Annotated in this window: 18 protein-coding genes; 10 read left to right on the forward strand and 8 right to left on the reverse strand. The window is 63.0% G+C overall.

The window, feature by feature from the left end:
* Window positions 1-212: 212 nt before the first annotated feature.
* Window positions 213-1,007, reverse strand: coding sequence for a sulfite exporter TauE/SafE family protein (locus AC3D25_RS25315; RefSeq protein ID WP_488891232.1), 795 nt, complete (start codon window positions 1,005-1,007; stop codon window positions 213-215).
* Window positions 1,008-1,223: 216 nt separating this feature from the next.
* Here AC3D25_RS25315 and AC3D25_RS25320 point away from each other — a divergent pair, with 216 nt between their 5' ends.
* The gene (locus AC3D25_RS25320; protein WP_488891233.1) at window positions 1,224-3,443 is read left to right on the forward strand and encodes an amylo-alpha-1,6-glucosidase; all 2,220 of its coding nucleotides are present in this window, start codon (window positions 1,224-1,226) and stop codon (window positions 3,441-3,443) included.
* A 60-nt stretch (window positions 3,444-3,503) separates the two neighbouring features.
* Here the strand turns inward: AC3D25_RS25320 and AC3D25_RS25325 are convergent, their stop codons facing one another.
* A complete protein-coding gene (locus tag AC3D25_RS25325; protein ID WP_488891234.1) occupies window positions 3,504-4,685 on the reverse strand; it encodes a 4-hydroxybenzoate 3-monooxygenase in 1,182 nt (393 codons plus the stop codon).
* Window positions 4,686-4,879: 194 nt separating this feature from the next.
* On the opposite strand from AC3D25_RS25325, the gene AC3D25_RS25330 reads away from it, so the two are divergent.
* Both AC3D25_RS25330 and AC3D25_RS25335 read left to right on the forward strand, forming a co-directional pair.
* A complete protein-coding gene (locus AC3D25_RS25330) occupies window positions 4,880-5,746 on the forward strand; it encodes a glucose 1-dehydrogenase (RefSeq protein WP_488891235.1) in 867 nt (288 codons plus the stop codon).
* Window positions 5,747-5,812: 66 nt separating this feature from the next.
* Window positions 5,813-6,283 carry a YaiI/YqxD family protein gene (locus AC3D25_RS25335; protein ID WP_488891236.1) on the forward strand — a complete coding sequence of 157 codons (471 nt, stop codon included), beginning with the start codon at window positions 5,813-5,815 and terminating at the stop codon, window positions 6,281-6,283.
* Between the two features lie 70 nt (window positions 6,284-6,353).
* Here the strand turns inward: AC3D25_RS25335 and AC3D25_RS25340 are convergent, their stop codons facing one another.
* Complete coding sequence (locus tag AC3D25_RS25340) at window positions 6,354-7,409, reverse strand: aldo/keto reductase (RefSeq protein ID WP_488891237.1); 1,056 nt, start codon at window positions 7,407-7,409, stop codon at window positions 6,354-6,356.
* Between the two features lie 245 nt (window positions 7,410-7,654).
* Between AC3D25_RS25340 and AC3D25_RS25345 the strand changes: the two genes are divergently transcribed.
* The 5 genes from AC3D25_RS25345 to AC3D25_RS25365 all read left to right on the forward strand — a co-directional run bounded on the left by AC3D25_RS25345 (window position 7,655) and on the right by AC3D25_RS25365 (window position 10,577).
* A complete protein-coding gene (locus AC3D25_RS25345) occupies window positions 7,655-8,623 on the forward strand; it encodes an AraC family transcriptional regulator (protein ID WP_488891238.1) in 969 nt (322 codons plus the stop codon).
* 105 nt (window positions 8,624-8,728) lie between these two features.
* On the forward strand, window positions 8,729-9,103 hold the full coding sequence (locus tag AC3D25_RS25350) for a COG4315 family predicted lipoprotein (RefSeq protein WP_488891239.1): 375 nt from the start codon (window positions 8,729-8,731) through the stop codon (window positions 9,101-9,103).
* Between the two features lie 28 nt (window positions 9,104-9,131).
* A complete protein-coding gene (locus AC3D25_RS25355) occupies window positions 9,132-9,266 on the forward strand; it encodes a hypothetical protein (protein ID WP_488891240.1) in 135 nt (44 codons plus the stop codon).
* A 34-nt stretch (window positions 9,267-9,300) separates the two neighbouring features.
* Complete coding sequence (locus AC3D25_RS25360; RefSeq protein WP_488891241.1) at window positions 9,301-9,819, forward strand: sigma-70 family RNA polymerase sigma factor; 519 nt, start codon at window positions 9,301-9,303, stop codon at window positions 9,817-9,819.
* Window positions 9,816-10,577 (forward strand): anti-sigma factor family protein, encoded by a 762-nt coding sequence (locus tag AC3D25_RS25365; RefSeq protein ID WP_488891242.1) that lies wholly within the window; start codon window positions 9,816-9,818, stop codon window positions 10,575-10,577. The genes AC3D25_RS25360 and AC3D25_RS25365 overlap by 4 nt, the downstream gene beginning before the upstream one ends.
* Window positions 10,578-10,635: 58 nt before the next feature.
* On the opposite strand, the gene AC3D25_RS25370 is transcribed toward AC3D25_RS25365, so the two are convergent.
* The 5 genes from AC3D25_RS25370 to AC3D25_RS25390 form a co-directional block, all read right to left on the reverse strand.
* Window positions 10,636-10,872 carry a hypothetical protein gene (locus tag AC3D25_RS25370; RefSeq protein WP_488892151.1) on the reverse strand — a complete coding sequence of 79 codons (237 nt, stop codon included), beginning with the start codon at window positions 10,870-10,872 and terminating at the stop codon, window positions 10,636-10,638.
* Between the two features lie 349 nt (window positions 10,873-11,221).
* Window positions 11,222-11,398, reverse strand: a complete 177-nt coding sequence (tatA, locus tag AC3D25_RS25375; RefSeq protein ID WP_488891243.1) for a Sec-independent protein translocase subunit TatA — start codon at window positions 11,396-11,398, stop codon at window positions 11,222-11,224.
* Window positions 11,399-11,526: 128 nt separating this feature from the next.
* Window positions 11,527-12,744: a glycosyl hydrolase gene (locus tag AC3D25_RS25380; protein WP_488891244.1), complete on the reverse strand. Its 1,218-nt coding sequence runs from the start codon at window positions 12,742-12,744 to the stop codon at window positions 11,527-11,529.
* Between the two features lie 744 nt (window positions 12,745-13,488).
* A complete protein-coding gene (gene tatA, locus AC3D25_RS25385; protein WP_488891245.1) occupies window positions 13,489-13,665 on the reverse strand; it encodes a Sec-independent protein translocase subunit TatA in 177 nt (58 codons plus the stop codon).
* 101 nt (window positions 13,666-13,766) lie between these two features.
* On the reverse strand, window positions 13,767-15,056 hold the full coding sequence (locus AC3D25_RS25390) for a glycosyl hydrolase (RefSeq protein ID WP_488891246.1): 1,290 nt from the start codon (window positions 15,054-15,056) through the stop codon (window positions 13,767-13,769).
* An 842-nt stretch (window positions 15,057-15,898) separates the two neighbouring features.
* Between AC3D25_RS25390 and AC3D25_RS25395 the strand changes: the two genes are divergently transcribed.
* Both AC3D25_RS25395 and AC3D25_RS25400 read left to right on the forward strand, forming a co-directional pair.
* Window positions 15,899-18,256: a two-partner secretion domain-containing protein gene (locus AC3D25_RS25395; protein ID WP_488891247.1), complete on the forward strand. Its 2,358-nt coding sequence runs from the start codon at window positions 15,899-15,901 to the stop codon at window positions 18,254-18,256.
* 77 nt (window positions 18,257-18,333) lie between these two features.
* On the forward strand, window positions 18,334-20,058 hold the full coding sequence (locus AC3D25_RS25400; RefSeq protein WP_488892152.1) for a ShlB/FhaC/HecB family hemolysin secretion/activation protein: 1,725 nt from the start codon (window positions 18,334-18,336) through the stop codon (window positions 20,056-20,058).
* Window positions 20,059-20,074 lie beyond the last annotated feature (16 nt).

The raw sequence follows: 20,074 nt of genomic DNA on the forward strand, positions 1-20,074 counted from the left end.
CATCGGGCGCGGGAGCGCAAACCGGGGAAACCTCGGACCGTTTCGCATCCGACAACGAACTCGACGGATGTTGCGCCAAAGTTGGCGCGGAAGAAACTCAGCCAAAAGTCATAGTCCGCACGTGCGTGCAAAACGCCTATGACTTTTGGCTGACTGGCGAGCGCCGCGGTGCGCGACTACTATCGACTGGAACTGTTTGGTATCGATCCGGATCAACTGAACACGAGCTTGGCGCCGACCAGCAGGAGCGTTGCGGCCAGCACGTTGCGCAGCAGCGCCTCGGGCGCTTTGGTGGACAGCATGCTGCCTATCGCGATACCGGGCAGCGACCCGACCAGCAACGAGGCGAGTAGGCTCCAATCCACCGAGCCGAGCAGCCAGTGGCCGGTCCCTGCTATGAGCGTGAGCGGCACCGCGTGCGCGACATCCGAGCCGACGATGCGCACCGTCGGCAGCCGTGGATACAGCAGTAATAAAACGGTCACGCCAATGGCGCCCGCGCCGACCGAGGTTATCGACACCAGCACGCCGAGCACGACGCCGGTCAGAACCGTCCATGCAGTGGTGCGGAGTTCGCTTTCGGTGCGCTCGCGGCCCTTTCGGTAAGCCAGGCGGGCCAATTGCGGACGGAACACGAGCGAAACAGCGGTGATGAGGAGCGCCGAGCCGAGTATCACCTGGATCAGCCGCGAGGCGCCGGGTGTATTCAGGCCGTAGCGGTGGAGCAGGAACAGCGTGAGCGCGGCGGCGGGCACGCTGCCGGCGGCGAGGCGGCCGGTGATGCGCCAGTCGACGGACCCTTTCATGCCGTGTACGAGCGTGCCGGTGGCCTTGGTCGCGGCCGCGTACAGCAGGTCCGTGCCGACTGCCGTCGCAGGATGGATGCCGAACAGGAGCACGAGGAGCGGGGTCATCAGCGAGCCCCCGCCCACGCCCGTCAGGCCGACGAGAAAGCCAACCGCAAGACCGGATGCGGAATAGAGTAGATCAATGTGCGGAAATGACATGCGGGTCGGAGAACCGGTTTGCGTTGAGTCGGTCGAAAAACCGTCGATGATAGCCCGACGCGCGGCCGGACGTCGGCGGAGTGGCCGGAACCGGCTTGAGCGGCGGGGAGCGACACCGCATTCGCGCTCGTCCGCCCGTACAATCGGACGCGAGTTTCGGTGCCGCGGCGTTCCAGCACGTCGAACCAATCTGAATCAATCAAGCGGGAAGGTGCAATGGAAACAAAGCAACAGCAGCAAGCCAGCGCGGTACATGACGACGCCTTCATCCCGACTGAGCACGCGAACATCGCGAGCGAGCGGCAACTGGTGCTGAAAGCGGGCAACACTTTCGTCGTCAACGACGCGAACGGCGACATTCGCGGACACGACGACGGCTTGTTCGTGAACGATACGCGGGTGCTGTCCGAACTGCTGCTGACCTTCGGCGGCCGCGCCCCGTCGCTTTTGTCGGGCAGCGTGTCGAGCGACAACTCCGTGTTCACCGCACATCTGACCAACCGGCCGCTGCCGCCCATCGGCGGCGCGACCACGCCGGAAGGTGTGATCCATGTCGAGCGAAAACGCGTGCTTTCAGGCCATGTGCTTCACGAAAGCGTCGTGTTGACGAATTACGGCACGGAACCTGCAACGGTGCCGGTGTCCATTTCGTTCGGCGCCGATTTTCTCGATATGTTCGAGGTACGCGGCAGCAAGCGTCAGCGTCGCGGCAAATTGCTGCCACCCGTCATCGAGAATGGCGAGGTGCTGCTGCGCTATACCGGTCTCGACGAAGTCGAGCGCACGGTTCGCATTCTTTTTTCGCCTGCACCCGACGCGCTGACCACGAGTCGCGCCGACTACGCGCTCCGGATCCAGCCAGAAACGGCGATGTCGATCTATTTGTCGGTGACAGCCACCACACACGCACTGAGCGACGCCAGCGAGCAAAGCAAGAAGAACGCGGCGGAAGGCGCGGAGTGCGCACCGGAATCCGGCCGGCCTGCTATTCGCGAGGCGCTGGTGGAAGCGCACCGGCGGATGCGCGAGCGACGGCGGGCGACGGCACGCGTGCATTCGAGCAATCCGCTCTTTAGCGAATGGATCGACCGTTCACTCGCCGATCTCGGCCTTCTCACGACCGATCTCGAGACCGGGCCGTATCCCTACGCGGGTATTCCGTGGTTTTCGACGGCGTTCGGGCGTGACGCCATCATCACGTCGCTTCAGATGCTGTGGCTGCAGCCTTCGCTCGCGGCCGGCGTGCTGCGCTTTCTCGCCGCGCATCAGGCACGCGAAGATTCCGCGTTCCGCGATGCGCAGGTCGGCAAGATCATGCACGAGACGCGCAAGAGCGAAATGGCCGCGACCGGCGAAGTGCCGTTCGCGATGTACTACGGCGGCGTGGACAGCACGCCGCTCTTCGTCGTGCTGGCGGGCGCCTACGCGGAACGCACCGGCGACAAAGCGCTGATCGACGAATTGTGGGGACCGCTGCAACTCGCCGCGCAATGGATCGCGCGACATTGCGACACCAACCCGTTCGGTCTGCTCGACTACCAGCGCGCGTCCGAGGGCGGGCTCGCCAACCAGGGCTGGAAGGACAGTCAGGACTCCGTTTTTCATGCCGACGGACGCTTCCCGGACGGGCCGATCGCCCTCGTCGAGGTGCAGGCTTACGCGTCCACGGCGTTCTCGACGATGGCGAAATTCGCGCGCGAGCGTGGCGCCGAGCAGGACGCGCTTTCGTTCGAAGCACGGGCCGAAAATATCCGCGAACGTGTCGAAGAGATGTTCTGGATGCCGGAGTCGGCGTTCTATGGCATCGCGCTCGACGGTCATGGCGATTTGTGCCGCGTTTTGTCGTCGAATGCGGGGCACTTGCTGGCGTTCGAACTCGTCAGCCGCGAGCGCGGCGAGGCGGTCGCGCGGCAACTCGAATCCACTATCTTTCACACCGGCTGGGGCGTGCGGACGCTCGCGGCGGATCAGCCGCGCTTCAACCCGATGTCGTATCACAACGGCTCGGTGTGGCCGCACGACACGGCGATGTGCGCGCGCGGCCTCGCGCGCTACGGCGATCGCGGCGGCGCGGTGCGCTTGTTGCAGGCGCTGTTCGAGGCGGCGGTGACATTCGACATGCGATTGCCGGAGCTTTTCTGCGGCTTCACGCGGCAACGCGGCGAGCGGCCGATCGCATATCCGGTCGCGTGTTTGCCGCAAGCGTGGGCGGCGGGCGCGCCTTTCATGATTCTCGAAGCGTGTCTCGGCATCACGATCGACGCTGTGCGCGAGGAAGTGCGGATCGACCGGCCGCAGTTGCCGGACGGTATCGACTGGCTGGAAATTGGCGATTTGAAGGTGGGCGAACGGTCGGTGTCGATCACCTTCCGGCGCGTCGGACGACAGGTCGTGCCTTCGGTGGAAGGCGACGTGCGCGTGGTAGCGCTGCTGTAAATGCGCGGCGAGCGGCGTGGCGGCTGAGTTCTCAACAGCCGCCACGACGACCGAAAACGATCAGACTGCGACGCTGCCCACGTAGTTTTCCGCGAGCGCGGTGGCGGCGGCGCGGGACGTCGTCACGTGCTCCAGTTCGGAGACTTGCAAACGTTGCTCGAACGGCGAGGTGTCGTCGAGACGGTGCAGCATGCGCGTCATCCACCACGAGAAATGTTCCGCGCGCCAGACGCGCTTGAGCGCGGTTTCCGTGTAGGCGTCGAGCTTGTCGCTCGTACCTTCCTTGTAGAACGCCTGGAGCGCAGCCGTCAGTACACGCACATCCGACACCGCCAGGTTCATGCCTTTGGCGCCGGTCGGCGGCACGATGTGCGCCGCGTCGCCCGCGAGAAAGAGCTTGCCGCACTGCATCGGCGTGGACACGAAGCTGCGCATGCCGACAATATTCTTCTGGAAGATCTTGCCTTCGGTGAGCTTCCAGCCGTCCGCCGTATCGACGCGTGCGTGCAGTTCGTTCCAGATACGGTCGTCGGACCAGCCGTCCACCGTATCTTTCGGATCGCACTGAAAGTACATGCGCTGAACGTTCGGCGAGCGCGTGCTGATGAGCGCGAAACCGCGATCGTGGCGGGCGTAGATCAGTTCCTCGGACGAAGGCGGCGCTTCCACGAGAATGCCGAACCAGCCGAACGGGTAGATGCGCTGGTAATCCTGCCGGAGCGATTCCGGAATCGAGCCGCGCGCCACGCCTTGGGAGCCGTCGCAGCCGACGATGAAATCGCACTCCAGTTCGTGATCCTGGTCTTCATGACGATATTTGATGCGCGGACGAGCGTCGCCGTTTGCGTCGAAATCGTGCAGCGAGACGTTCGTCACGTTGAATTTCAGCGCGGCATCGGCGGCCACGCGCGCGGCCACCAGGTCTTTGATGACTTCGTGCTGCGCATAGACCGTGATCGAATGGCCGGTGAGTTCGGTAAGCGCGATCCGGCGGCGCTGGCCTTCGAACGCGAGTTCGAAACCGTGGTGCAACGCGCCTTCGGCCTGCATCCGCGCGCCCACTCCGGCTTCGTTTAGCAGATCCATCGTGCCCTGTTCGAGCACGCCGGCGCGGATGGTCGATTCGATGTCGTTGCGGCTGCGCGATTCGAGTACGACCGATTCGATGCCGCGCAGATGGAGAAGGTGGGAAAGCAGCAAGCCCGCAGGGCCCGCGCCGACAATGCCGACTTGAGTACGCATGGTTGTCTCCTGAATGCGTGTGAATGTTTTGTGGACACAGTCTGCGGCGATTGGTCGCTATCGCGCAACGCGATAGCGCGGATAGCCCTTATTCGTTTTCGAGATAGAGGAGCATGCGCTCCGGCGTCGACGGGTCCGCGCTTTGCTGCAAGGCCCTCGATGACATTTAACGAACGAAATTGAGGAAAATCGCCATGACTCAGTACGACTATCCCGCGCCGCCGTTTCCCGATCAGCCGCAAAATCAGCAGCCGGGCCACACGCCGCCGATGGATCCGCAACCCGACCACGGCGAGCAGAGCTACAAAGGTTCGGGGCGCCTCGCGGGGAAGGCGGCGCTCATTACGGGCGCGGACAGCGGGATCGGCCGGGCGGTCGCGATTGCCTACGCGCGCGAGGGCGCGGATGTCGCGATCGCGTATCTGGATGAACACGAGGACGCGAAGGAAACGGCGCGCTGGGTTGAGGAGGCGGGGCGAAAGGCGCTGCTGCTGCCCGGCGATATCACCGATGCCGCGCATTGCCGCGATCTTGTCGCGAAAACGGTCGCCGCGTTCGGACGGATCGACGTGCTCGTGAACAACGCGGCGTATCAGATGACTTACGACGGCCTCGAGTCCATCAGCGACGAAGAGTGGGACAAGACCTTCTCGACCAATATCGGCGCGATGTTCCGCATCACGAAGGCCGCGCTGCCGCATATGAAGCCGGGGAGCGCGATCGTGAATACGAGTTCGGTGAACGCCGACAGCCCGAATCCGGGGTTGATCGCGTATGCGACGACCAAGGGCGCAATCCAGAATTTCACCGGCGGCCTCGCGCAACTGCTGGCCGAAAAAGGAATTCGCGCAAACTGCGTCGCGCCCGGGCCGATCTGGACGCCGCTCATTCCGTCCACCATGCCCGCCGAAAAAGTGAAGAATTTCGGCTCGCAAGTGCCGATGAAGCGGCCCGGCCAGCCGGTGGAACTCGCCGCCGCCTACGTCATGCTGGCATCTGACGAGGCGAGCTACATTTCCGGCGCGACCATCGCGGTCACGGGCGGCAAGCCGATTATCTAGGCGCGGCGGGGCGCTTCTGTATCATGGTCAGCGGTCAATTCCCGCCGTTCAAAAGCGCCCGCCATCATGCAGATTTACGTCGATGCCGATGCCTGTCCCGCCGTGGTCAAGGACATCCTGTTCCGGGCCGCGCCGCGCGTGCAGATTTGCGTGACTCTGGTGGCAAACCAGTGGTTGCGCACGCCGCCGTCGAAATTTATTAAAGCGGTGCAGGTTCCGGCGGGATTCGACGTGGCGGATCAGCGGATCGTCGAATTGGCGGAGCCGGGCGATCTCGTCATCACCGCCGATATCCCGCTCGCGTCCGGCGCGCTGGACAAAGGCGCGCTCGTGCTCGATCCGCGCGGATCGTGGTTCAGTGCCGAGAATATCGAGGAACGCCTGACGATGCGCGCGATGATGGACCAGTTGCGCAGCACGGGCGTCGATACGGGCGGACCGCCGCCCTACAGCCCCCGCGACGGCAAGACGTTCGCCGCGCAACTCGACCGCTTTCTGGCAAGGCATCGCGCGTCGAAACCGTCCGGCGCGCCGTGAAAACGACCGGAGAGCGGCCACCGGGTTCACGCAACATGTGCGCGCCGTGAATCCCGGATAAACCCAGCGCTTAAGCGTCCGCGCCGCCCGTCGATTCCTTCAGTTGCTTGCGTCGGCTTTCGCCCTGACGCTCGATCATCCAGCCCGGATATTCGCGCGGCAGATGGCTGATTTCGTCGAGCGCGGCCAGTTCGTCGCTATTCAGGCGCACGTCGGTGGCTTTCAGGTTTTCGTCGAGTTGCTCGATCCGCTTTGCGCCGACGATCACGCTCGTCACCACCGGCTGATGCAGCAGCCACGCGAGCGCGATTTGCGCGACCGAGACGCCTTTCGATTCCGCCATCCGCCGCATCGCGTCGACGCAATCGTAGACGCGTTCGCTATCCACCGGCGGGAAGTCGAATTTGCTGCGTCGCGAGCCTTCCTCGGTCGCGCCTTCGCGCGTGTGCTTGCCGGTCAGAAGGCCGCCCGCGAGCGGACTCCACACCATCAGCCCAACGTTCTCGCTTTGCAGCATCGGCACGATTTCGCGTTCCAGGTCGCGTCCGGCGATCGTGTAATACGCCTGCAGCGATTCGAAGCGCGCGAGGCCGAGCCGCTCCGAAATGCCGAGCGCCTTCATGATCTGCCACGCCGCCCAGTTCGACACGCCGACATAGCGCACATGCCCGTGCTGCACGAGCGTATCGAGTGCGCGCAGCGTTTCTTCCATCGGCGTGGCCGGATCGAAACCGTGGATCTGGTACAGATCGACGTGATCGAGTTGCAGGCGTTTCAGACTCGCCTTCACGCCGTCGATGATGTGAAACCGAGATCCGCCGCGCGAATTCACGTTTTTGGTGCCCGTTTCGCCATGAATTTTTGTCGCGACCACGACGTTTTCGCGCGGCACTTTCAGGTTCTTCAGCGCCTGACCGGTGATGATCTCGGACTGGCCGTCCGCGTAGACGTCGGCGGTATCGATGAAATTAATGCCCGCGTCGAGCGCGCGGCCGATCAGCGCGTCGCCGTCCGCCTGCTGCAGCGTGCCGATGTTTTCCCACATGCCGCCGCCGCCGAAGGTCATCGTGCCGAGGCACAGTTCGGAAACGAATAAACCGGTATTGCCGAATTTTCTGTAGCGCATGAGTGCTCCTTGTTTCTGACGGTCGCCGTCGCGCGGTGCGGTATGGCACCCGCGAATCCGCACGAGTGTTCGTGCCGTGGCGACGAGGACTTAGTATCGACCCGCCCGCGCGTTGCGCTCTAGCCTGATCCTGTCGAATCCTTGCCTGTTCCTGCAAACGCGGCGGGCCGCCGTGGGCGAAATCGGCGCTGCGCGAGTAAGCTAGCGTCAATCCTTGGCGTCAATCCATTTTCACCACGAAGATCATGGCTCTGAACGAAACGGCGGACCCGATCCGCGATGCAGCACACGACGCGCCCGCCGCGCTCACCGAATCGCTCGACCAGGCCCGGCTCGACCTGGTGGCGCTGCTCGACCGCTTCACGCTCGGCGTGGAAGGCACGGTGGAAACGGCGGTGCCCGGTTTCGCGCTGCATCGCGTGATGCAGCCGGGCGGTCCGAAGCACGGCCTGCAAACGCCCGCGCTCGGGCTGATCGCGCAAGGCTCGAAGCGCATCATGGTCGGCGACGACACTTATGTTTACGACCCGATGCATTACCTCGTCACATCCGTCGATTTGCCGGTGTGCGGTCAGGTTTCGGTCGCGAGTCCGACGCAACCGTATCTCGGTTTGCGGCTCGATCTCGACGTGGACGCGATCACCGAACTGATCCGCGACGAACATCTGCCGCCCGCCGCGCAGGACGAGGCGTCGCGCGGTCTTTACGTGAACCGGCTCGGCACGCCGATGCTCGACGCCGTGCTGCGCCTTTTGCGTCTGCTCGATACGCCCGAGGACATTCCGATCCTGGCGCCGCTGGTCAAGCGCGAGATTTTGTATCGGCTGCTGATGAACGGGCAGGGCGCGCGGCTGCGCCAGATCGCGCTCCAGGACAGCCAGACGCAGCGCATCGCCAAGGCGATTTTGCTGCTGCGCGAGAATTTCGCCCAGCCGCTGCGCGTGGAGTCGATCGCGCGCGACGTGCATATGAGCGTGTCGTCGCTGCATCACCATTTCAAGGCCGTCACCGCGATGAGTCCGCTGCAATATCAGAAGCAGTTGCGGCTGCAGGAAGCGCGGCGGCTGATGCTGATCGACGTGGTGGACGCGGCGACGGCGGCGCATCGGGTCGGTTATGAGAGCGCGTCGCAGTTCAGCCGCGAGTACAGCCGCCTGTTCGGCGCGCCGCCGTTGCGCGACACGCGGCGCTGGCGCGATGCGGCGGGTGCATAAACGACGGCTCAAGCAGCCGCGCGATTTTTTTAACACGGCGTGGAATAGTTAGGATGGTTCGCCCGTTTATCCCGTACTCACACGCGAAAAATAGGGGTAGACGATATGAAACCACGCCTCGCCGGGACGGCCGCAGCCGTCCTTTTTGCATCGATCCTCGCTTCGGCGCCGGTTTTCGCCGCGCAGCCGAAGGCGGCGAACGGCATGTTCGTCGACGATTCCGGCATGACGCTCTACACCTTCGATAAAGATCCCGCCTCGGGCCCGAGCGCCTGCACGGGCGGCTGCGCGCAGGCATGGCCCGCGGCGGCCGCGACCGGCGCGGACAAAGCCACCGGCGAGTGGGGCATGGCGGACGCAGACGGCGGCAAACAGTGGACCTACGAAGGGCATCGCCTTTACCGGTTCGTGAAGGATCAAAAGCCCGGCGACACCAACGGCGACAACTTCAAGAACGTCTGGCATATCGCCAAGCCCTGACGCCGCACGATCCAACCGGAGAGATGACATGAAACGTTCACTGACATTGCTCGCGCTGGTCGCGGCGTTCGGTGCAGGATTGCTCGCGGCGGGCTGCAGCGACATGAGCGGCGGCGGCACGTCGCCGTCGATGAGCGCGAAACCGGCGGGCGGCGGCTATTAACCGAACCGCCTGACACATTTCCGGACGCGCGCCCTTGAGTTTCCAGACCGATCTAGTCGTCCATCTTCCGCAGCTGCGCCGTTACGCGCGGGCGCTGACGGGCGACCGTGCCTGGGCGGACGACCTCGTCCAGGATGCGACCGAACGCGCGCTCGGCCGGTCGAGCGGCTTTCGTGTCGGCAGCAATTTGCGCGCATGGCTATTCACGATCATGCGTAATCTCTATATCGATCAGTTGCGCAGCCGCCGGGATATCGCCGTGGACGACGAAACCGCGCCGTGGCGTCAGATGGCCGCGCCCGTCGGCGAAGTGGACGGACTCGTGCTGCGCGACGTCCAGCGCGCGTTATATTGTTTGCCGATCGAGCAACGTGAAGTGATGCTGCTCGTTTGCGTCGAGGAAATGAGTTATCAGGAGGCTTCCGTGGTGCTGAACGTGCCGGCCGGAACGGTCATGTCGCGCCTTTCGCGCGCGCGCGAACACATGCGCGTGCTGCTCTCCGACGAACCCGAGCGCCGGACGTCTTCGCTGAAAGTGGTGAGGCGAACATGAGCACGCCCGAGCGTCCCGACGAAGCCGCGCACTTGCAATCGCTGTCGGCCTACGTCGATGATGAACTATCCGATATAGAACGCGCGGCGCTTGCGGAGCGCATCGCGCGCGATCCGGCGAGCGCCGCGACGCTTGCGGCTTACCGCGCGCAGGACGAAGCGCTGCGCGCGTTATTCGACGATTCGCAGTCGTCGCCGCCGATCGTCGTGATGCGGCCCCGCTCGCGTCTGCGTTACCTGATCGCGGCGAGCTGGCTGGCGGTCGGTATCGCGTGCGGATTCCTGTTGCATATGCTGCTGCCCGTTCTCGACGACGATCGTCCGCGCTTCGCCCAGCGCGCCGACATCGCCTACGCGGTGTACGCGCCGGAACAGCGTCACGCGGTGGAAGTCGCGGCGTCGCAGCAGGATCATCTGGTGAACTGGCTTTCGAAGCGGTTGAACCGCGCGCTGACGATTCCTTCGTTCACCGAGTACGGGTTCGAGCTGATCGGCGGGCGGCTGCTGCCGGGCGAGGATGGACCGGCGGCGCAGTTCATGTATCAGAACGCGGCGGGCGAGCGGCTGACGCTTTATATGACGACGGTCAAGCGGGAACAGGGCAACGTTCACATGTTGCGCGACGGGCCGCGTCGAACGTTTTACTGGACGACGGCGCACGTTGGTTATGCGCTGTCCGGACAGATCGGCGAGGCCAAGCTGCAGGCAATTTCCTACGATGCGTGCAGCGCGCTCGGCGGCGATCCGAAGCAATGGTGAACAGGTCCGAAACAAAAAAGCCGGGATTTCCCCGGCTTTTTGCGCTTATGCGGCCTGCTTAGCCGTGATGAAGCGGCTCGTCATGGTGCGGCGGGTGGCGGCGTTCCCACTCGTGACGGTCCCAATAACGGTGACCGTCGTAATAGCGGTCGCCATGCCATCCGCGCGACTCGGTGTGTACATAGCCCGCGTGCACGAAATGTTGGTCGGGCGCAGCCGAGGCTGCATTCATCAGGCCGAGGCCGAGCGAGGCGGCGAGCGTCGCGAGCAGAAGGCTCTTGTTGATCTTGTTGATCTTGATCATGGTCGTTTTCTCCAGCAGGTTGTTATGGGTCGTGCAGGTCGATTCGCCGGTCAATACCGGTAGTAATCGTGGTGGTGGTAGCCACCTCCGTCCGGCGGAAGCACGATGCAGCCTCCCAGCAAACTGCCAAGCAGAGCGCCGAGGGTTGCGAGGATCGCCAGCTTTTTCATCGGTTTCTCCCTGTGAAATCCGTGAAACCACTGTAGCGATTCCTTAAATAACAAGCCGTTTGCTTTTGTAAGAGAACGTGAGTGCTGAAATATTTGGTCTGGCGGTGCTGCTGCTGCTTTTGATTACGCGGGTCTTTCCGCGTCTTCGTCGTTCTTCCTTCGTCGATCGCTTACCGCTGCGAAATCTCGCTCGGGACTTGCGCGGGCGAGCCTTCCTTCACGCTGTCCTTGAAACTCTTGATCGCGCCGCCGACATCGCCACCGATGTTGCGCAGCTTCTTAGTGCCGAAAACCAGCGCGACGATCACGAGCACGATCAGCCAGTGTCCAATACTTAACGATCCCATTTTTTCTCCTAAGTGAATGCGTGCGTTGCGTGTCAGCGCGAAGTGAGCAGTGCGGGCCGCGTGTGCCGCGGCCCGTACCCGACGCCGGAATCCGGCGCCGTCCCAGTTTGACGCAACTACTGTTTCGCTCAGACCGGATTAGCGGCCACGAAGCTCTTGTACGCCGCGTAAGCGGGGTTCTGCGTGACGCCGTCGGCTTGAATCAGGCCATACGCCTTGTCGATAATGCAGTACATCATGATCGCCTCGATGTTGTACTGGCTGCGGATCGACGTGTATTGCGTGAGCGCCTTCGTGAGATAAGCCGACGCGGTATCGGTCGTGTCCGCCGAACCCGACCAGCCGAACTCCGTCAGCCAGATCGGCTTGCCGAACGAGTCCTTCAGGATCTGCAGCACGTCGATATTCGCCTTCGGACCCGCTGCCTGAATGTTGTAGTAGCTCTTGTACCAATGGCACGACGTGAAATCCCAGTTCAGCGATGCCGCGCCGGACACGCCGGTCGCGGAGCCGTCCGGCGTGACGCCGTTCCACAGCATCTGCAACGCGGTGTAGGCGAGCGGAATGCCGATATTGACACCGCACTGGATGGTCGGATCGACCGCTTTCACGCCGTCGATCATGCCGCGCTGCACGCCGCGATACGACGGCCAGAGCGCCGGGCTCCAGTCCGACATCAGGCTGCCGTTACCCGCAATCTTGAGGCCGACGGAATCCAGTTCGTTACCGCATTCGATGTGCGTCACAAGGCCCTTCAACACAGCCGCAACGCTTGAGCCGAGGTTATAGCCGAGCGTGTACGCGGTCGCTTCCGAGCTGGTCGGGTCCCAGTGGGCCGAGCGCGGGTTGAGTACCGGCAGGATCGAGACGCCGCTGCCTTTGAACGGGCCCGTGGTGAGCGCGGTGGCGAGCACCTGGGCCATGCCGGCGCTTGCGACGTCGGCGCGATAGTTGGTTGCGCCCAAATCCTGCAGCATCGCGAGTTGCTGCGCGACGGTCGTGGTCGCGTAGATGCCGGTGGGGTACGCCATGTGCCCGTTCATGCCGTAAAACAGTTTGGGCTTCGCTGCCTGCGCGGCCGCCCAAGCCTTGCGCGGATCGGCGCACTTGACCCACGCACTGTTGCTCCACGTATAGAACTGGCTGTTAGTGCCCATGTGGTAAATGCTGCCGCTCAGGAACGTGAGCAGCGTCACGCTGTGCGTGTTGCCCGCAAGCGCGCCGTTCAGGTAAATCACGCCGTTGACGACCGTCCAGACGCCGCCGGAGTTATCGGTAATAGATGCCGCTGGCGGAATAGACGTGCCATCCGTCGATGCCGTCACCGTGGCGGCTTTGGCCGTCACCTTGGCGGAACTTTCCAGGGCGCTCGATACCGAGTCTCCACCCCCGCCGCAAGCGGCCAGTGCAAGCGATCCTGCTCCCGCGACCATAGAGGAAAGGAACTTTCTACGCGGGAAAAGCGTCGATTCGCCCGTAACATTTTCACGTCCGGGTAATTGTTTCTGATCAGCGAGATCTTTAGAGGGGTTCATGGGTAGTAATTACGTTTATGTCTGGGAGATCGCAGTATAAACGTCAAATTTCTACCGATTTTGTAACTCAATGCAACTTTCTAAAACTAAGAAAAACTTGCTTTTAGCTTATGGTATGACGAAGTTGTTTTTTCCGATGTTTGCGTTGTTCGCGAGTCGTTGTTACTTTTATGAAACGTTTTCGCGCGTCAAAAAACCCATAGATTTGTGTGTGAGCGCTTACATGTGACTATTTTTTGATACACAAACAGGCAGTTTTTTCCGACGAAAAGGAGTTCCAATCGGATTTTGAGCAGAATCGTCATACGATTACTGAAAATGCGTCGATATATCGAATGACCGTCTTAAAACGGCATGAGCCGGGTATTTCCCGACTCAAGTTTTTGGATTTAAAGCGGGATAAGGCGCGCGCCGGTTCGGACCTGAAAATGGGTCGCTGACGGCTATTCGTGAGGCATCGACGGGCGCGTGAGTGTCGCCGGCGATGCGGTTTTGGAAGCTGGTTTGCGTGGACGCGGTTCGCTGGCGAACCGTCGAGAGGTTGAGGGACGCGATTTAGTCCGTCGAGAGTTCACGCGTCCTGACGGCCGGTGCGTCTTCGTTCACACCTTCCTTGAAGCCTTTGATCGCGCCGCCGAGATCGCCGCCGAGGCTGCGCAGTTTCTTCGTGCCGAACATAAGCGCCACGATGAGCAGAACGATCACCCAATGTCCAATGCTGATTGCACCCATTTTTTCCGTCCTTTGTTCCGATGCGCCGCGCGCCGCGCGGCGATTCATGTGCGGGCCGCGCGTCTCGCGGCCCGTTGCGGTTTCATGCGTTGGCGACTCGCTCAGACCGGATTTTCGGCGACGAACTTTTTGTACGCCGCATACGCGGGGAGCTTCGTCACGCCGTCCGCCTGAATCAGGCCGTAGGCTTTATCGATGATGCAGTACATCTGAATCGATTCGATGTTGTACTTGTCCTTGATCGACGTGTATTGCGTGAGCGCCTTGGTCAAATACGTCGCCGCCGAATCCGGCGTGTCCGCCGCGCCCGACCAGCCGAATTCCGTGATCCAGATCGGCTTGCCGAACGAGTCCTTCAGGATCTGCAACACGTCGATATTCGCCTTCGGACCCGCTGCCTGAATGTTGTAGTAACTCTTGTACCAATGGCACGACGTGAAGTCCCAGCGCAGCGACGCCGCGCCCGACTTGCCGGTCGCCGTGCCATCCGGCGTGACGCCGTTCCAAAGCATCTGCAACGCGGCGTAGGCGAGCGGAATGCCGATGTTGATGCCGCACTGAATGCTCGAATCGATCGCCTTCACACCGTCGATCATGCCGCGCTGCACGCCGCGATACGACGGCCAGAGCGCCGGGCTCCAGTCCGACATCAGGCTGCCGTTGCCCGCAATCTTGATGCCGACGGAATCCAGTTCGTTGCCGCATTCGATATGCGTGACGAGACCCTTCAACACCGTCGCGCAGTCCACGCCGAGTTTGTAGCCGAGCGTGTAAGCATCGGATTCCGAACCGTTCGGATCCCAGTGAGCGGAGCGCGGATTGAGCACCGGCATGATGACGACGCCGCTGTCCTTGAACTCGTTGCGCAGGGCATCGGCGAGCACTTGCGACATGCCGCCGCTCGCCACGTCGCAGCGGTAAGTGGTCGCGCCGAGGTCTTTGAGCAAGGCGAGTTGGGTGGCAACCGGCGTCGTCTTGTAGATGCCGCTGTTGTAGGCCATGTGGCCGTTCATGCCGTAGAAGAGCTTCTGGCTGGGCTTCGGTTTGATCGTGAGGCGCGGGTCGGCGCATTTGGTCCAGGCGCTCGTGTCCCAGCGATAAAACTGGCTATTCGTGCCGCGGTGATAAATGTTCCCGCCGAGCCATACGAGCAAGGTAACGCTATGGGTGTTCGCAGCTTTCGCCTGATTCTTGTAGATCACGCCATCGACAACCGTCCAGACCGCACCCGACGTATCGGTGATGGAGGCGAGCGGCGGAATGGTCGCGCCGTCGTCCGAGGGTCGGCCGTTCGCTTTTGCTTCCACGGGACCGGTGGTGTCAGGCACCGGGTCACTGCCGCCGCCGCCACAAGCGGCGAGCGCAAGCGTGCCGGCAGTGGCTGCGGCCACGGACAGGAACTTTCTACGCGGTAGCTGGAGCGATGTGAACGCAGTTTCGAGAAGATTTTGCTTGGTTGACGCGCTTTTCTTGGAGGTCATCAGTAGTCTTTACGTTTAGGCTGGGGATGAGTCAGCTTAAACGGCGACTTCTACCGATTTTCCAATGCGACGGCGGACGTCAAAACGGGAAACGCGCATGCGCGCCGACGCACTCAGAGGAGTAATTCCGCCGATGAAAAGCGTAATTGTGAGAATTTGTGACTTCGGTGGAACGGTGTCGTAAGGTGAAATATCCTAACGAATTCGCCTATTTGAGTGTAAATCCACAAAATCATTGGTCGATAAATAAGAGATGTCCTAAATTCGGCTAAGACAACTACGAACCCGAGGTGCCGATTGCGGTTAATCGCCGTTACGGATTCCGACACAGTTTCTTGCTCGCCGGATAAACACCCGTAGCCGGCAACCCAACTTTTGGTTATTAAAGAAAGCAAGCGGAAAGCGAGTACGTCGCCGCCAAAACGCGGCCAAATCGCGCCATTCCACTGCACATTTAGGCAAAAGAAGAATTGATAGGACGCGTCCCAAGCGCGCTGGCACGCGCCGTAATGCGCCTTTCAATATGGGCTTGAAGAAAATTCCAAATAACTTATGCTGAATCGGACCCCCTTTCAGGCCGCGCTTGCGGATGACTCGACGGATTCGTGCCCGATCAGATCAGGACCCGCTCTTTGGAGGTGAAAATGCAGCGCATGACACAACGGCCGCGGTCGGCTTCCGCCGGTCCGACTGCTTTTTGCGTTTCTCGTGATAAAGCTGACAAGAAGAATCGATCGGGATTTTCGCCTGCCTTGCGCACGTTTCAATTTCGGCCGCTGCGTCATCCGTGGCGGCTTTCGCTCGGCGCGGCGGCGATTCTTTCCGCGAGCGGTTTATGGGCGTCGGGCGTGCTCGCGGCCGGTCCCGTACCTCAGGGCGGGCAGTTCGTCGCGGGGCAGGGCACGATCGGCGCGAATGGCGCTGCGCTGAATATCGTGCAGACCACGCCGCGCGGCGTCATCAACTGGGACAGTTTCTCCATCGACGCCGGGCGCGCCGTCAATATCAACAACGGTACGGGCGCGACGCTGAACCGCGTGACCGGGCTGGAACGGTCGGACATCAACGGCGCGCTCAACGCCACCGGCAGCGTGTACCTGATCAACCCGCAGGGCGTGGTGATCGGCGCGAGCGGCATTGTGACGACCGGCGGGCGCTTCGTCGCTTCGTCGCTCGATCTCAGCAACGACGCCTTCATGAACGGCGGCGCGATGACCCTCAGCGGCACCGGCGACGGCGTCGTGGTCAATCTCGGCAGCATCAGTTCGAGCGGCGGCGACGTGTTTCTGATCTCGCGCAATCTCGTCGAGAATGACGGCACGATTGCCGCGCCGCAGGGCACGGCCGAAATGGCGGTCGGCAGCCAGGTGCTGCTGCGCGATGCGACGAGCGGGCCGCAGGTGTTCGTGCAGACGGGCAGCGCGGGCATGGTGTTCAATCGCGGCACCGTGAGCGCGGCGCAGATCGACCTCGCCGCCGCCGACGGCAACGTGTTCGCGCTCGGCGGCCGCAACAGCGCGTTGCGCGCGACCGGCACGGCGACGCGCGACGGCCACGTATGGCTCGTCGCGGAAACGGGCACGGTACACGCGCACGGCGACATTCAGGCGGTGAACGCGGACGCGAGCGGCGGCACGCTCGACATGAACGCCGCGACGTTTCACTTCGACAACGTTCAGATCGACGCGGCGCAGTGGAACCTCACCACGCCGCATTACACGATCGGCCCGCTCGCGGCGGAGGTGCTTCAGCGCACGCTCGCGAACGGCACGTCGATCACCGTGAACGCCAACGGCCACGGTCTCGCCGGCACCGATACAAGCGGCGACGTCGAGGTGCTTTCCAGCCTGAACTGGACCGGCAACGCGGCGCTCGTATTCAACGCAAGCCACTCGGTCTCGGTCGCGCCCGCAGCCACGATCGCGAACACGGGCGCGGCGGGACTGACCTTGCGCGCCGACGCCGAAGCGGTGAACAACGGCGGCAGCGTCGTCAATCAGGGGACGCTCGACTGGTCGGCGAGCCGCGGGGTGATCGCCGCGCTCTACGACATGAACGGCAGCTATGCGCCGGGCACGATCAAGACCAACGCGTCGTGGAGCGCCGCTGCATTCAGCGGGCTCAAGACGCAGGCGACCGCGTATCAACTCGTCAATTCCATGACGGACGTCGCGGCGATTTCAAACGATCTGACAGGCAGCTATGCGCTCGGCCGCGACATCGACGGCGGGCAGGCCTCGACGCGTTTCGTGCCGATCGGCCAGGCCGCGAACACGCCGTTCACCGGCGAGTTCGACGGCATGGGCCACGTCATCGACAGTCTCTTTATCTACGAAGGCGGTCCGGCGAGCGTCTGGGCGGGGCTCTTTTCGGTGATCGGCGAAAGCGGCGTCGTGCGCAATCTGGGCATGACGAATTCGGTGGCGTCGTCGATGTTCTCGCCGCTCGGGCTTATCGCGGGTCTGAATCGCGGGCTGATCACGAACAGCTATACCGATGGCGGATACCTGAATTCGCAAGCCACGCCGTCGGTCGGCGCGGGCGGGCTCGTCGCGCAAAACGACGGCACGATCGCGCGTTCGTGGAGCAACGCGAACGTCGGCGCGCAGGGCGAACTGGGCGGCCTCGCGGCGTACAACAACGGCACGATCATCCAGTCCTACGCCACGAACTCGGTGCAGGGCGGCGAGCATTCCACTGCGGGCGGACTGGTCGGCGTGAACGCAGGACGCATCGTGCAGTCGTATGCGACGGGCTTCGTCGGCGCGGTCGATAGCGGCGGCCTGGTCGATCAGAACACCGGCACGATCCAGGAATCGTTCTCAACGGCGGCGATCACCACCGACATCGGCCCGGGCCTCAAGTCCGGTCTCGCGAACTCGAACAGCGGCACGATCGCGGGCAACGTGTTCTGGGACAAGGAGACGAGCGGCCAGACGACGGGCGTGGGCGTAGGCACCGCGATCCCGGCGGCGAACGGCCTGACGACGGCGCAGATGAGCACCGCCGCGAGCTTCGGCCCGACCTGGGATTTCACCCCGACCACCGGAACATGGGCGATCCCCACGGGCGGCACGCATCCGGTCCTGCAATGGCAACTTGAGCATTGAGCGCGCGACCTCGGCAATACGTCGTCCTGTTCGACCGGCGCACGCGTTTCACGGGACGCGTGCGCTTCGGCATTCTCATGGCTGCGTCCGCGTTTGTGTCCCTGCTCGCGACGCACGCCGCCGCGCAGTCGTATCGCGATGTCACGCCCGCGCCGCCGCCCGCGCCGCTGCGGCCCGCCGCGCCGCCGGTGCCGCCCGCACCCGCCGACAACTCGGCGCAAGTCGCCGTCGAAACGCTGCACGGGCTTGCGTTCAGCGCGAGCGGCACGCCGGAAGGCACGCAAACCACGCGCGCCGCAACCGCCGACATTACCGCGACCGGCCTGCCGCTCCTCGACGCCGCCTTCCTCGATACCTTCGCCGCCGATATCGGCAAGCCGTTGACGTTCGGCCGCCTTGCGCAGATCCGGCGCGCGGTCGTGCAGCGTTATCGCGATGCCGGGCAGCCGCTCGTGGATGTATTCGCGCCGGAGCAGGATGTTTCGGAGGGCGTCGTCAGGATCGCGGTGGCGAGCTATCGGCTCGGTCAGGTTCGGGCGCAGGGCAACCGCTATTTCTCGGACGCGCTGTTGACCGGCGAGATGCCGCTCACGCCGGGCGCGTTGATCCACGAAGGCGATGTGTCGTCGGGCATTGCGTTGCTCAACGCCAATCCGTACCGCACGGTCGATGTGATCTACGCGCCGGGCGAAGCGGAGAACACGACCGACGTCGTGCTGCAAACGGCCGACCGTCTGCCGCTGCGTGTGAGCGCCGGCTACGATAACGCAGGCGTCACGCAGCTCGGCCGCGACCGCTTTTTCGCGGGTATCGATTACGGCAACCTGTTCGGCCTAGATCAGCAGATTGCCTACCAGATCACGGCCAGCAACGACGCATTCAGCGGCAATCCGGATATCGAAGGACGCCCCGACCGTCCGCGTTTTCTCGCGCATTCGCTCAATTACAGCGCGCCGCTGCCGTGGCACGACCGCGTCGAATTGTTCGGCGTGTACGCGCAGAGCACGCCGCGTTTGCCGGACAGTTACGGGCAGACCGGCATCTCGGCGCAGATGAGTTTCCGCTACGACTGGCGCATCGCGCCGCTCGGCAGCTGGCAGCAGCAAATTCAGTTCGGCTACGACTTCAAGCGTTCGAACAACGACCTTGAATTCGGCGGCTTTCAGGTCTTCAACTCGAACACGCACATTCATCAGTTCCTCGTGAACTACGACGCGAACGCGACCGATGCGCTCGGCTCATCGCACGCAAACGCATCGCTCGTGCTGAGTCCGGGCCGTCTCGACGGCGACAACAACGAAGCGGCGTTCGCGAGCGCGCGCAACGGCGCGACGCCGCGCTACATGTATATGCAGCTGTCGGGGCAACGCGACCTGCAGGTCGGCGCGGGCGTTTCGCTCTCGGCGCGCGGCACGGTCCAGTGGACGCCGAATACGCTCTTGCCGAGCGAGGAACTGGGTCTCGGCGGCGAGGGCAGCGTGCGCGGCTACGAACCGTATGTCGTGCAGGGCGATCGTGGCTGGAATTTGCAGACGGAGTTGCGCGCGCCGGCATGGGTGATCGGCGATAGCGGCGCGGCGTTGCAGCCGTTCGTGTTCATCGACGCGGGGCGCGTGTGGAACCGTATCGACCAGCCGACCGAGCCGAGCAACGGCGCACTCGTCAGCACCGGCGCGGGTTTGCGCTTTCAGTTGGCGCGCTATATCAACGTGCGCGGCACCTATGGTTTCCCGCTTCGCGCGCCGGTGCCGAACGGCTCGAAATCGCCGATGGGCATGGTGTATGTGGTGATCGGAAGCTGATCGGACGCTGAACGCC

The organism is Caballeronia sp. SL1002 (assembly GCF_057814995.1).